Source organism: Tannerella sp. (assembly GCF_052170195.1).
Lineage (GTDB): Bacteria > Bacteroidota > Bacteroidia > Bacteroidales > Tannerellaceae > Tannerella.
This window is the reverse complement of the sequence record NZ_JBQNAZ010000056.1, coordinates 1-14024: the sequence shown is the minus strand read 5'-3', so window position 1 is coordinate 14024 and position 14024 is coordinate 1. Positions and strand designations below refer to the sequence as shown.

Sequence of the window (14024 nt, the reverse complement as noted above, 5' to 3'; positions counted from 1 at the left end):
TAGCAGTAAGTTGCTATTTTACTGCTATTTACTATTTGTTTGATGATTGTTTGTGAGCGGAATTATTTCACCTCCTCGAATAGAACAGCGATCAAGTCATTTATATTGCTTCTTCAACTTGTTAACGGCATTCTCAAGCGACTCGGTAGGCTCGATAATATTGTATCCTCCCCAGAAGTCTTCATCATAGAAGTTTCCCACTTTATCCGACAAAGAATGGCCGGATTTGAAGGATTCCTTGTATGAAATTCGGGAAAAATCATCCTCTTTCCTATCGGTAACGACCATCTCGGAAAAGACTGTATAAGATGTTGAAAAAAGGCGACGCTTCCAGTCGCATTTAAAACGCACTTCGTTACGCACATAATTCAGATAGCTACGTCCGTCATACTGTTTGTAGGCAACGAGAAAAGTCATTTGCTCCGGCTTAAAACGTAAGCCGAAAGGCTTCTTGCGCAACATGGCCTGAGTCGCTTTGGAACGATCGTCCATGCTAAGATTAAACTCGGCGCGGGTGATTGCCATCGTTTCCTTATCGATATACAAAGAGCCATAATAAAGAGCATACGGCAACAACAAACGGGGCTGGAAATTCACTTGATGATGAGGCCTGTTATCTATCATAACCGGCTCTCCGAAACGGAACGAATAATTTTCCATCTCTGCCTTGTCCAGCAACAATTCCTGATTTTTTATCAGGTCAATATAAAGAGACAGATTAGGGCCGCCTTCCAGCTTAACAACCAACGTGTCGCCTGCTTTCTGGCTAAGCAGCTTCCGTCCTTTGAAGACCTGTACCCGATCATGTTCGAAACCACGGGTGTAAGGTGTTTTGAAAATATGGACGACCGCTTCCGAAATATTGATATACCGTTTCTTTTTCTGAATCACTTCGCGATAAAAACCGGTCAGTAAATTCTCTTTTGCCGGATAGTTCATTGCAATCTTATCTATTGCCTCCTCCACAATTCCGCGGGCATCACCGCCCATCACCGTAACTTCAGCTAAAACGTTTGTATTCGGTATCAGGAAAATTTCAGCCTTTTCAATATCCTTCTTCGTAAGAGGATACAACATGTTAGCATATCCGATATGCGAAAATTCCAGATTTTTCGCCTGTAACGAATCTTTCACTTTAATCGAAAAATAGCCATCAGCATTAGTGACTGTTCCGATAGTCGTTTGTGGAATCGACACATTGACCGACACCAGTTTTTTATTTGTCTGCTTATCCCTAACCACCCCACTTACTGTGATATAATTATTCCCAAGTTCCTGTGCGAACAAAGAAAATCCGCCACCCATAAGGAAGGCGACCCATAAAATAAATCGAATAAAAGCGTTTGTTTTCATAATCCCCATATTGAATGATGCTCCTAAGATAGAAAAATCCGTCAAACAGACCATAAGTAAAAATGTTAATTTCATTTAACTGTCGACTAAAACGAAAAATCCCCGAGAAAAGAGAATAATCGAAGATATCGGCTATCCTGTCCGATACATTGATATATATGACTGAAGATACGAATAACCGCCGGAGTCCGTCGTATTTTGCGGAAATGCTTATCTTTGTCCGTTCAAAGAGAACAAACAGAAGAAGATCAAAAAATCAATATAGACATTTAGAAAAAAATATACGGATGGATACATACGGAAAACTGGCACAGTTGAAGAAATTGCTGGACGAAGGTGCGATTACACACGAAGAATATGAACGGGAAAAGGCGAAACTTCTTACTCCACCCGTTTCCTCGCCGGGACAGGCTGCATGGGATTTGGGAATAGACGAACAGACATTCGTCGGACTGATGCATGCCTCGCAGTTTCTGTCGAGTTTTATCGTGCCCCTGATTGTCTGGCTACTGTATAAAGATAAAAGTACAAAAGTAGATGAGGCCGGCAAAGAAATTCTCAATTTCGAAATCAGCTATACATTATATATTATCGTGCTATGTATAACGATTGTGGGTCTTTTCATCGTTCCCGTAGTGGGCATTGCTATTTTTGTGATGATCATTATCGCCATTATCAAGTCTCTGAATGGCGAACCATGGAAATATCCGCTGACAATCCGTTTCCTGAAATAAACCGCACACCTGCACCTGTGGAGTAAAATGGAGAAGATGAAGAAATACTTGTTGGATATGACGGTGACATCGAATGAGCCGTTACACCATGATTATTGTTTGTTGAAATTGACGACCGAGCAACCATTACCCGAAATGGTTCCCGGACAATTCGTCGAGGTACGTGTCGACGACTCGCCATCAACTTTTCTACGTCGTCCGATTTCGATCAACTATGTCGACCGGATACAAAATGAACTGTGGCTGCTGATACGCCTGATCGGTGAAGGTACGCGGCGTATGGCACGGTATAAAGCAGGCGAAACGGTGAATGTGCTGTTGCCTTTGGGGAACGGCTTCTCGGTACCGCAGAAACCGTCGTCACCCGAGCTGTTGCTGGCCGGCGGAGGAGTTGGGACAGCACCGATGCTTTACTTGGGTGAGTCGTTGAAGAAGGTTGGTTTTACTCCGGTATTCCTCCTTGGCGCCCGTTCGGGAAGCGACATCCTGCAACGTGAAAATTTTGAGAAGCACGGATCGGTATACGTTACGACCGAAGACGGATCGATGGGAGAAAAAGGATTGGTAACACAACATTCCATATTGAAAGAGAAAGCGTTCGGACAAATTTATACTTGTGGACCCAAGCCAATGATGATGGCTGTGGCGAAGTATGCGAAGACCTCCGGTATTCCTTGTGAAGTATCGCTCGAAAACAAGATGGCATGCGGTTTCGGCGTATGTCTTTGTTGCGTCGAGCACACCACCGAAGGTAACGTATGTACTTGCACCGAAGGTCCGGTATTTAACATCAATCAATTGACATGGTAGATTTGACAACAACCATAGGAGGTTTGACATTGAAAAACCCGGTGATGACTGCTTCGGGTACATTCGGTTATGGGATCGAATACGCCGATCTGTTCGATATTGCGAGGCTCGGCGGAATAGTTGTGAAAGGTACGACACTGGAACTGCGCGAAGGAAATCCCTATCCGCGTATGGCTGAGACGCCGTCGGGGATGCTCAATGCCGTTGGGTTACAAAACAAAGGCGCCGATTATTTTGCGCGTGAGATTTATCCGCAACTTAGCGAGTTCGATACGAATATGATTGTCAACGTCAGCGGCTCGTCTATCGAGACGTATGTCGAATGTGCTCAAAAAATGGCAGCCCTTGAGCGGATTCCTGCCATCGAACTGAATATCTCCTGTCCTAATGTGAAGCAGGGAGGCATGTCGTTCGGGGTTTGCGCGTCGTCGGCTGCCGAAGTGGTGCGCGCGGTGCGCAAGGTTTATCCTAAGACGCTGATCGTAAAACTCTCGCCCAATGTGACGGATATTACCGAGATCGCTCGTGCGGTGGAGGCCGAAGGGGCAGATGCAGTGTCGCTGATCAACACGTTGCTCGGCATGGCGATTGATGTAGAGCGTCGTCGCCCCTTGCTCTCGACCGTGACGGGGGGATTGTCCGGCCCGTGTGTCAAACCTGTCGCTCTTCGGATGGTATGGCAAACAGTTTCAGCTGTGAGGATTCCGGTGATTGGTATGGGTGGAATTGCTTCGTGGCAGGACGCAGTCGAGTTTATGCTTGCCGGCGCAACAGCCATTCAGATTGGAACGTACAATTTCATCGATCCGATGGTTTCTGTTAATATCATCGAAGGAATCGAGGCTTATTGCGACCGTCACGGGTTTGCCTCGGCTGCCGAGCTGGTCGGTGCATTGACCGTAGATTAAGACTTTATTCAAATGAGAAAAAATATTATTCTTCTTTTTGCGGCCACGTCATTATACGCCGGTGCGCAACATATTAGCATTCCCGATACAACCTTCAAAGCGTATCTGCTGGAAAACTTCGATACGAACAACGACGGTGAAATATCCGTCGAAGAGGCACGTACCGTGCGGAAAATTGAATGTACGGATAAACCGCTTACTTCATTGCAGGGAATCGAATATTTTACGGCCTTGGAAGAACTCGACTGTTCGTATGCCAACTATTTCCAACATGGCGGCCTTACTTCACTCGATCTCAGCCGGAATCAGGCATTGAAAAAGCTGCATTGCGATAATAACCGGCTCGATTCGCTCGACGTCAGCCAGAATGTGGAACTGACCGAACTGCATTGTCGGAATAATATGTTACGATCGCTGGATGTCAGTCGTCATAGAGTATTGGAAGAACTGCTCTGCGACAATAACCGTCTGACACAATTGCGACTTGACGATTGTCGTGCACTCGCTCTATTGCACTGCGGTACGAACCGCTTAGAATCGCTGGATGTAAGTTCGTGCCCGTCGCTGCGATGGCTGAACGGCGCGGAAAACCGGCTGACTTCGTTCGATGTGACACAGAATACCAATCTGGAGCATCTGTTTTGCAATAATAATATGCTGACAACTTTGGAATTGAAAAGCAATATCCATTTGTCGCAACTCTATTGCGGTCACAACAAACTGGATTCGCTCATTGTCTCCCACAATACGGCGCTGACCGATCTCGATTGCGGTAGCAACCGTTTAACGGTTCTCGATCTCTCCCGAAATACGGCGCTGACTGATCTGGAATGTAGCATCAACCGTCTGACAATATTAGACGTATCGCATAATGCAGCACTCAAAAATCTGTATTGCAATGCGATGCCATCACTTACCTCTGTCTACCTGATTAAAGACGCAGAGTATCAAAACTTGAGTTATCTGGTTGCTTCGGTGATGACCTATCGCGTAGATACGGAGACAGCAACGGCGGAGATTGAAACGTATATCGCTGCAACGGAAAAGACGAAGGAGGAAGAGACGACGAATGCAGCTGAAACTGCTGTAAAGAGCGGAGAAGAAGCATCCGCGGATCGTCCGCTTACCGCCCGTGAGAGGTATTACGATGAAGCCCGGCAGCAGGCCGAGTTGCGGAAACTGGAAGAAGAGAAGCGTATAGCGGAAGAACAACGCCGCACCGCCATACGGACATACAAGGGGAACATCACCGTACCCGATGCCGTATTAGCCGCTTTCCTGTTCGGACGGTATGATACGAATGGCGATGGCGAGTTATCGGGGGCAGAAGCGCGTGCTGTCAAAACGATGGATTGCTCGCGACTGGGAGTGACGTCGGTCGAAGGACTCGAATATTTCTCATCGCTCGAAGAACTGAAATGTAGCGATAACCGTATCACGGTATTAGACATGAGTTACTTCCCGGCTTTGAAATCGCTGGATTGCTCCCGCAATAAACTTCACCGATTAGATGTACGTAGAAACCCGATGCTGACCGATTTGGAATGCTCCGAGAACAACCTTATCACACTCGATGTAAGCCATAATCCGTCGTTGAAGAGCTTGCACTGCAACAGTATCCGCCTTATCAAGCTGGAGATTGCTAAGAACCCTGCTCTCCGTGTGTTGAGTTGCCATAACAACCATCTCACGGCACTTGATATTACAAAGAACCAACAACTCGATACCCTGAACTGTGGGAAAAACAAATTGAAGATGCTTGTCGTATCGCAGAACAGCGGATTGAATTATTTGGATTGCAGCGCGAACCAACTGACGGTGATTGATGTGGTACGCAATCAGGCTCTGACCGGTCTGGTATGCAGTGAGAACCAGCTCACCTCGGTCGATGTTAGCCGTAATTCCGCACTCCGGATTCTCGATTGCGGACGCAACTCACTGGATCGTGTCGATGTTTCGCATAACGGAGCACTCATAGAATTGGCCTGCAACGGAAATGCGATCGATGAGTTGAACCTTGCGAAGAATCCCGCATTAGAGTCGCTCAATTGTTCGCATAACCGATTGAGTGATTTGGATGTCAGCAAGAATCCGATGCTCAAGCGACTGAAATGCATGGGCAATGGGTTAAAAGTGATCGACGTCCGCCAAAACCTTAAGCTCAAGTTTCTGGAATCTGCCCCGATGCCTGCGTTAGAAACGCTCTACTGTCCTCGTGAGGTGGTCTATTCAAAACTGGCTTACCCGATTAAAGCGCAGGTAAATTACCGGTAAATTTGCCGGTATGGGCGGAAATGCCTATTTTTACCGTGCTAAAAAACGGAGAACATGAAAAAAGAGAGGCTAATAAAATATCTGCTGGGATGGCTCATCGCATCGCTGTATCTGTTTACGGCCTGCGACGAAAATAATCCTTCGGTCATTACCGACCGACCGGATAACCCGCTCAAACCGGAAGAAGTCTCAGGAGTAAAATGGAAGCTCTTAAAGGAATTCACGTTTGCCGAACTGAAAGCTGCGGAAAAAGGACTCGGACTTTCTTCGTTTAGTTTGATTGGTAATACGCCCGTCTTCGATGGAGACATTCAGTTGCGTGCATTCAAGGTCATCTGCTCCTCTGCGAATCCGAACGGATCCGACGAAAAAATCACCCTCTCCGGCGTGTTGCTGGTACCGCCGGCCATCGACTCGGCTACGCTCCATCGGCAAATACTTGCTCCTCCTTACACCTATGTGCTCGACAAACAGGCGCCTACCCGCCAATTGACGAACTACGATGCTTCCGCCTTAGAGGCATACTTGATCTTCTGGATGTGGCAGGCGTCGAAGGGCTATATCGTCATGATTCCCGATTATCCGGGGTTTGGCGACTCGTACGGGAAATGTTTTATTCCTTATATCGAGAAAAAAACGATGGTGCGCACAACGATCGATTTCGTGCGAGCCTCACAGAAAGTGCTGCAGGAGAATCATTATGCCAAAAAGAAAAATGTGCTTGTCACCGGCTATTCGCTGGGCGGTTTCGTCGCAACGCAGGTGGCACGGGAACTGGAAGTTCATCCGACAGACGGCCTAACGGTCGATCTGCTGCTGGCCGGCGGTACGCCCTGTATGCTGAAGAATATCGCCGACGAGGTAAGGACTTCGGAAACGATGCCGGAATCGTATCTGTTACCTCTTGCTATTTACGGGTATAAAAAGAACAGTTACCCCGATCTGGATGTCGGACGCCTGCTGAAAGAGCCATACGCGTCGAAGTTGGCCGTTTATTTCGACGGAAAGAGTAATACGTATAAGGATTTCCCTGACAAGACGCACGACTTGTTTACGGATGCGTTTATACACCATACGAATCATGCGAACGCGCAGATTGATGCAATACTCGAAGCGAACAGTTTGGAACCTTGGGATAACCGGTGCGAATTTGTGCTGATTCACGGAAAAGACGACCGGACGGTTCATTTCGAAAATGCCCGGACATATACGGCTAAGCATCATGCTTCCGGAGGCAAAGTGAAGCTCATCGATGTACCCGGCGATCATACCCGTGCGGGAGTCTCTTATTTTATTTATCTGATGTCGTACCTTCCCAGATACAAGTAGAATGATGGAGTGGTTGAATGAAGTGATAAACAGTACGAAGATCGATATATGGACTACCATCGTTCGGTTGATCATTAGTTTTCTGTTAGGTGCAATCGTGGGTACGGAGCGTCAGATGCGTCGTCGGGAAGCCGGTTTGCGCACGTTCACGCTTATCTGCCTCGGCTCTACCATGGCTATGCTGATCTCGATCTGGATTCCGCAGATTTATCCGAATTTTCTGAATGGCGATCCGGGACGTATTGCCGCGCAGGTGTTGACCGGTATCGGTTTTCTGGGTGCCGGTGCGATTATTCAGAGCCGCGGCAGCGTGTACGGACTGACGACGGCAGCCTGTATTTGGGTGGTAGCCGTCATCGGGCTCGCCGTGGGGGCGGGTATGTTCACCGCCGCTATCATCGTGACGTCTCTTACCGTAACAATTCTGATATCATTGGAACGCTTCGAAAAACGGATTTTGCTCGATGGGGTGAATAAGATTCTGGTGATTGTCTGTTCGACGGCAGAGCCTGACTTGAAGTTGATGCGTAAGACATTGGAAGAGCAAAACGTCTACGTCATGAGTAATTCTTATGAATTGAATTATGAAACCAACACGGCTATACTCACGTATAAAGTGAATGTCAAACCGCGTTCTTCTTATATGAGTTTATTCACGGCCATTCGCAAGAACGGTTACATAACACAAATTAAGATTTTAGCCTGACAAACATTGCCTTCTTTTTATATGTATATCAATCGAAAACGGAATATTATTACCTCTATTCGTCATTATCTGCATATAAATCGGCCGTTTGAAAAGCAGGAATGGCTCAAAAAGCCGATAAAATAAGAAAAGTCGTTGCTTGCAAAGAATTTCAAGCCTGACTTTCAGGCGTTAAGTAATATTAAATCGATTTCTGCTCAGGAATTTTGCATTATCTTTGCGTGCGAATTGAGGTAAAAGACCGGCCTTAGCGAAGGCAGTCTTTTTTCTCACTCCTGAAACTCAGGGGGTCGAAAAATATAGAAGAAATAAGCGTTTCTTGGGGTCTGAATAGACAAACGGGGCGAGTATTCCCGATATGTTTTTCGATGTTTTTTTCACTATAAATATAAAGTATGAAGATTGGAACTTGTGTACTCTCCGTCGCGGTAGTTTGGTTATTCTTATCGGCCGGGACGGATAAAGCAGGGATGACCGAAGGATATCGTTTGGGAGACCTTGCTCCGAGGATAGAGTCTTTGGAAAACAATCGAGGTATTGATTTCCGAAATCGTTCCGAAGGCTACACGTTAGTAAATTTCTGGGCGGCTTATGATGCCGATTCCCGTGTTCGTAACATAGCGCTTTGGAACAAAGTGAAAGATTGGGATTCGACACGTATTAAAGTCTATTCCGTTTCGATGGATGAAAAATTCTCCGTATTTACGGAGACCTTGAAAACAGATGGACTGGAATCGGCGAATCAGTGGTACGATGAAAAGGGAAAATCGTCGTCGCTGTACAAAGCGTACGGTTTGAAGAAAGGACTGAGAAACTTTCTGATAGACGGTAAGGGAGTGATTGTGGGTGTAGACCTGACTCCCGAAGCAATATCCCGAATCGTACACCAAAGTGTGTAACTACATTTATTTTAATCGCATTAGAAAGGGTAATCCTGAAAAGGGTTACCCTTTTTTATTCTTGCAGACCGAAAATATATTCAATGATTAAAAAACATTGATCGCAAGGTTGCGAAAGCATGCCGAAGTACACGGAGAAGGTGTCGCAAGGTTGCGACAAGCGGGAAACGTATAAAAAAGAAAAGATGCCCTCAATCGTTAAGGACATCTTTTCTTCTCATTTTACTTTCCGTAAGGGGCGGTTCTTCTTACTCCGATACGGTAAAGCCCTCGGGAACGGTAAATTTTTCAGCCGGAATCTCGACATTTTCCTGTACTTCAACAGCCTCTTCGACCACAGTAGCCCCGCCAACCTGCGTTTCCGTCTTCAATGGAATGCCTTTCCAAAGCCACAACGTACCTTGGAACGTCTGTCCCATCTCTGTCAATTCCAATGAAATTTTTTTGCACGGACGATCCAAAAAGGTTTCTTCGCCCAGCTCCTGATATTTATACTTTTCTTTCTGCTCATCCGTTAATGTCAAAAAGTTATTCAGTTTATCAGGCTTTTCCATCCGCTGAACGGTCTTTGCATCCAAATCGATACTGGCAATCGAATTACCCTCATCGAGCGTGCGCATATTCTTTTCGGTACCGGCAACGTTAACGGTGGTTTCTACCGCCTCCATCTTTCCATAGTCATCGAAGTACAATGTACTTTCGACTTTTTGTCCCATTACATTCGACACTTTTTTAATAATGCCCGATTTGATTTCATACTTGGCCTCCTGTGCCGTTATCATCCCTGCTGCTGCCATCAACAGCATCGTTACAAACCATGTTTTCTTCATCTTCTTTCGGTTTTTAGTGTTAATAACTCATTTTGTTTTTCACCTCCTCCGCTGCACGTGCCCAACGGATTCCGTGTTTTCTATGAAACAATCCGAAAAGAAAAATGGTTCATTTCTTCTTTTTTTCTTCTTGATAGACGTATTCGTAAGCGCCTATCGACGGGCCGGTAGTGTTATTCAGACGGCCTACGCCATGGCGGTCGGTCGGATACCGGGCCGTTATGGCACGGTCGGCTCCGCTGATTCCAACGGATTTATTCGCCAACCGGAAATCAAACGCATAAGCATCTTCTTCATCGCCTGTCCGGATATAAGTTGGCTTCCGGTTGAAGATGCACTGAACGAAACGCGAGTTATCCGTTATTTTTTTCGTCTGGATAAGGCATGCGTTGAAACGGTAGTTGAATCCATCTCCGCCTTCGGGACGGTTTTCTTTCGTGAAAAATGCGATTTCTCCCCGGTAAAGCTTCGTCGTATCGTCATGCAGACTTCCGTCGATGATGCAGTTGTCGAAAGCGGCCTGCCGTATCGGCAGATGCACCGATCGATTATTAATTTTCGCCGTATCGGAAAGTACCAGTGCTGCCACCCGTTTACGTGGCGCCAACTTCATGTAGTTCGCTATCGTGCAATGCGTGAATTGGTAGAAACCGCCAATGAGACAGACCGTGTTCTCGGCCGCGTTCGTAAATTCACTGTTCGACGCTTCGATGCGACAGTTAACAGCTGTCAGCAAGCTGCCTTGACTGTTCGTGATCTGTGAGTCGTGGATGCGGATTTTCAGGTTATCCGGAGTCGATTCGTGGAAAAACACCCCGGAGGTCGTGTTTTTTACGATCACCTGTTCAAACTCGTTATCAAAGCTCGATGCCCCGAAATAAATGCCGTCCCATTGTCCGGGCGTGCGGTCGTAAGCCAGTGTGGTTTGCGCATAGATACTGTCTAAGCGGTCGCCACGAAAAACGATCGGTTTCTCAAGCGTCCCTTTGGCTTTAATATTACCCGAGACGATCAGGCTGGCATGCTTGTGGAAATACAATATGGCACCCGGCTGCAACGTGGCCGTCACCCCTTCGGCAATAACCAGACTATCATAGATAAGGTAAGGACGATCGGCTGTCAATGTCGTATTCTCGGTGTACGTCACCCCGCCTTTGAGCAGATGTACATCCTGTCCGCAAGCCTGTAACAGTACGGATTGTCTGACGCCATTCGTATAGAACAGTATGGAATCTTCGACAATCATCGGTTGGTCGGAGTTGTTCGGATCAACCGTCACCTCGACAAGTATGTAGAGGCTATCTCGTTTCCAGATGTCAATGTCGCGAAACGAGCTGCCTTTTCGTCCGTCTACATTGATACGGAATCCGCTCTTTCCAGGATTAGCAAGAGTCACCGACTCAATACGCAGATTCTCGTTGTGCGGGTTATAGACCTTGAAGTGTTTCGTGGCCGAACCGATCGTGGTAAATACGGTATCGAACGAAAGCGTATCGGTCGAAAAATCAAGTCGGAGATCGGGGTTGGTCGAATAATCGTCCACCCCTTCACAGCCGACTGTCAGGTTGATAAACAACCCGATAAACAAACAAAAAATGATAATTTTTTTCTCCACTGTTTCTTAGCATTCTACCGTAATAGAACGCCTTTTTGCGCGGAATATTTTATGCCGGAATGTTTTTCAACACCTCAAGTAAATGTTTCCACCACAAATCGACTGTGGCAATCTCGATCCGCTCGGTAGGCGAGTGTACATCGCGCAGTGTCGGGCCGAAAGAGATCATATCCAGATAGGGATACTTTTCGAGGAACAATCCGCACTCCAGCCCGGCATGAATGGCCATAATCTGAGCTTCCTTGCCGAACAGTTTGTGATACGTTTCCTGCGCCACCTTCAGAATCTCCGAATTCGGGTTCGGTGCCCATCCCGGATACCCTTCTCCATGCTGTACTTCGGCACCGGCCAGCAAGAATACGGCAGCCACCTGATCAGCTACGGCATCCTTCGCCGACTCAAGCGAACTGCGTTGGCTTGTGACTATGATGACCTTGCCGTTCTCCGGCATTTTTACCGACGCCAAGTTGGTCGATGTTTCCACCAGTCCTTCAACATCCTGACTCATCCCCATCACTCCGTGCGGGCAAGCCAGCAACGAACAAATCAATCGTGTAGCCATTTCTTTCGGCATGCATGTTTTCGGGGCTTCGACCGTCTCCATCGTCATACGCACCTTCGGGTCGACGTGTTTGAGTTCGTTCTCCACATCAGCCTGAAAACGGTTCAGTAACACGCGTACCTGCTCGCGGTCTTCATCTTTCAGACCGATAACGGCATAAGCCTCGCGGGCAATCGCATTGTGCAGATTTCCCCCTTCGACAGCGGTAAGTGCCATGTCAAACTTCCTATCCAATGTATAAAGGAAACGCGCCATGAGTTTGTTGGCATTTCCGAGTTGTTTGTGAATATCACCTCCCGAATGCCCGCCGTTCAGACCCGTAACAACAATCTTAAAATACTGTAACGAAGCCGGTGCAGATGCCGGTTCGTACGTAAATGTCGCTACCGTTCCTTTACCGCCGGCACATCCCATAAAGAGCTGTCCTTCGTCTTCACTGTCGAGGTTGAGCAGGATTTTTCCGGTCATAAAACCTTCGGCTAACGCCTCAGCTCCGGTCATACCGGTCTCTTCGTCAACCGTGAACAGACACTCGATGGGACCGTGCTCGATATCGTCCGAAACCAGCAGCGCCAGTTCGGCTGCCATGCCGATTCCGTTGTCGGCACCCAGCGTCGTCCCTTTCGCACGTAACCATTCTCCGTCGACCACCGTTTCTATCGGGTCATTATCGAAATCATGCGTAACGTCGTTGTTTTTTTCACAAACCATATCCATGTGCGACTGTAACACAACCGTCGGCAACTGTTCGTATCCGGACGTAGCAGCCTTCGAAATAAGGATATTTCCAACAGAGTCTTTCTTGATCGGGAGATTGTGTTGAGCAGCGAAGTTCTCTAAATACTGAATGATTTTTCCCTCTTTCTTCGATGGGCGAGGCACTTGAGTGATTTCGTGAAAATACTTCCACACAATGGCGGGTTGTAAATCTAAAATAGTCTTCATGTTTTTAATTATTTATACATTGTATTAAACCGTTAATATTATCGAAGATACGAGTATCAAACGGAAAAAAAACAGAATTATTCGCAAAAAGGAACGTTCTATTTGGCGAAACTTGTATCTTTGCGTCCACAAAGATAAAGAAAAATGTTTATCACGCTAACAATAGGAACAGCAATTATTATTTTGACTATTTGTGTCGTTCTGCTCTGCGTAAGGGTCATTTTTAAAAAGGACGGACATTTTCCGAATACACACATCGACAGCAGCCCTGCTTTGCGCAAACAGGGAATTTGTTGTGCGAGAACACAAGACAGGCAAGCTCTACACCATAAAAACCTTGCGGAGCGCATGAAAGAAATGAATATAAATTAAATTTTGGCTGATATATGAAGAATAATGTAAACTATGTGATTCAAGGGATTCTCGCGATTGCCGTGATTATCCTGTTTGTAATGTATTTCTCCGGAAAAAAGAGCGGTACTCCCGCCATGAGTAAGACAACCGAGTCGGGCGAACAGATTGCCGGCTTTCCGGTGGCGTATATTAATGTAGATTCATTATTGCTAAAGTACAATTTCTCTATCGACCTGAACGAGCAGATTCTGAAAAAGCAGGAGAATGCGCGTGCCAACTACACACAGAAAGCACGCAGTCTGCAATCGGAAGCCGAAGAATTCCAGTACAAGTTGCAGAACGGCGCTTTCGCTACCCGCGAACGGGCAGAGCAGGAACAACAGCGCCTGATGAAAAAACAACAGGAATTGCAGGAGTTTGACGGCCGACTGACACAGGAATTGATGGAGCAGACACAAGCCATGAACGAGCAACTGCGCGACACGGTGATACACTATCTGAAACAATACAATCAAGACAAAGGTTATCAGATTATTTTCAGTAATACGGCCGGTAGTCCGATCTTCCTGGCAGACGATGCCTATAATATCACAAACGAAATTGTGGAATACCTGAACAAACGGTATTCGGGCGCGAAGTAAACAAAAAAGTCGAAAACAAAACCAAATAAAAAAACAGGATGTGTCATAACGATACATCCTGTTT

At 46.6% G+C, this 14024-nt stretch carries 12 protein-coding genes; 8 read left to right on the top strand and 4 right to left on the bottom strand.

Annotation, left to right across the window (positions count from 1 at the left end; translation table 11 throughout):
* Window positions 1-96: 96 nt before the first annotated feature.
* Window positions 97-1353, bottom strand: a complete 1257-nt coding sequence (locus ACTTKA_RS11075) for a carboxypeptidase-like regulatory domain-containing protein (RefSeq protein WP_442725078.1) — start codon at window positions 1351-1353, stop codon at window positions 97-99.
* 287 nt (window positions 1354-1640) lie between these two features.
* Here ACTTKA_RS11075 and ACTTKA_RS11070 point away from each other — a divergent pair, with 287 nt between their 5' ends.
* From ACTTKA_RS11070 to ACTTKA_RS11040, 7 genes are all read left to right on the top strand, one after another.
* The gene (locus tag ACTTKA_RS11070; protein ID WP_442725077.1) at window positions 1641-2087 is read left to right on the top strand and encodes a DUF4870 domain-containing protein; all 447 of its coding nucleotides are present in this window, start codon (window positions 1641-1643) and stop codon (window positions 2085-2087) included.
* Between the two features lie 36 nt (window positions 2088-2123).
* Window positions 2124-2897 carry a dihydroorotate dehydrogenase electron transfer subunit gene (locus ACTTKA_RS11065; RefSeq protein ID WP_442725076.1) on the top strand — a complete coding sequence of 258 codons (774 nt, stop codon included), beginning with the start codon at window positions 2124-2126 and terminating at the stop codon, window positions 2895-2897.
* Complete coding sequence (locus ACTTKA_RS11060; RefSeq protein WP_442725075.1) at window positions 2891-3805, top strand: dihydroorotate dehydrogenase; 915 nt, start codon at window positions 2891-2893, stop codon at window positions 3803-3805. Before ACTTKA_RS11065 ends, ACTTKA_RS11060 begins: the two co-directional genes overlap by 7 nt.
* 12 nt (window positions 3806-3817) lie before the next feature.
* Entirely contained in the window at window positions 3818-6079 is a 2262-nt protein-coding gene (locus ACTTKA_RS11055) for a leucine-rich repeat domain-containing protein (RefSeq protein ID WP_442725074.1), read from the top strand.
* A gap of 54 nt (window positions 6080-6133) precedes the next feature.
* A complete protein-coding gene (locus ACTTKA_RS11050) occupies window positions 6134-7408 on the top strand; it encodes an alpha/beta hydrolase family protein (protein ID WP_442725073.1) in 1275 nt (424 codons plus the stop codon).
* Window position 7409: 1 nt separating this feature from the next.
* The gene (locus tag ACTTKA_RS11045; protein WP_442714865.1) at window positions 7410-8114 is read left to right on the top strand and encodes an MgtC/SapB family protein; all 705 of its coding nucleotides are present in this window, start codon (window positions 7410-7412) and stop codon (window positions 8112-8114) included.
* Between the two features lie 395 nt (window positions 8115-8509).
* Complete coding sequence (locus ACTTKA_RS11040; protein WP_442725072.1) at window positions 8510-9013, top strand: hypothetical protein; 504 nt, start codon at window positions 8510-8512, stop codon at window positions 9011-9013.
* A gap of 248 nt (window positions 9014-9261) precedes the next feature.
* On the opposite strand, the gene ACTTKA_RS11035 is transcribed toward ACTTKA_RS11040, so the two are convergent.
* The 3 genes from ACTTKA_RS11035 to ACTTKA_RS11025 form a co-directional block, all read right to left on the bottom strand.
* Window positions 9262-9843 (bottom strand): hypothetical protein, encoded by a 582-nt coding sequence (locus ACTTKA_RS11035; RefSeq protein WP_442714763.1) that lies wholly within the window; start codon window positions 9841-9843, stop codon window positions 9262-9264.
* Between the two features lie 109 nt (window positions 9844-9952).
* A complete protein-coding gene (locus tag ACTTKA_RS11030) occupies window positions 9953-11458 on the bottom strand; it encodes a hypothetical protein (protein WP_442725071.1) in 1506 nt (501 codons plus the stop codon).
* 49 nt (window positions 11459-11507) lie between these two features.
* Window positions 11508-12965 carry an aminoacyl-histidine dipeptidase gene (locus ACTTKA_RS11025; RefSeq protein ID WP_442725070.1) on the bottom strand — a complete coding sequence of 486 codons (1458 nt, stop codon included), beginning with the start codon at window positions 12963-12965 and terminating at the stop codon, window positions 11508-11510.
* Between the two features lie 386 nt (window positions 12966-13351).
* Between ACTTKA_RS11025 and ACTTKA_RS11020 the strand changes: the two genes are divergently transcribed.
* Window positions 13352-13960, top strand: coding sequence for an OmpH family outer membrane protein (locus tag ACTTKA_RS11020; protein WP_442725069.1), 609 nt, complete (start codon window positions 13352-13354; stop codon window positions 13958-13960).
* Window positions 13961-14024: the final 64 nt, after the last annotated feature.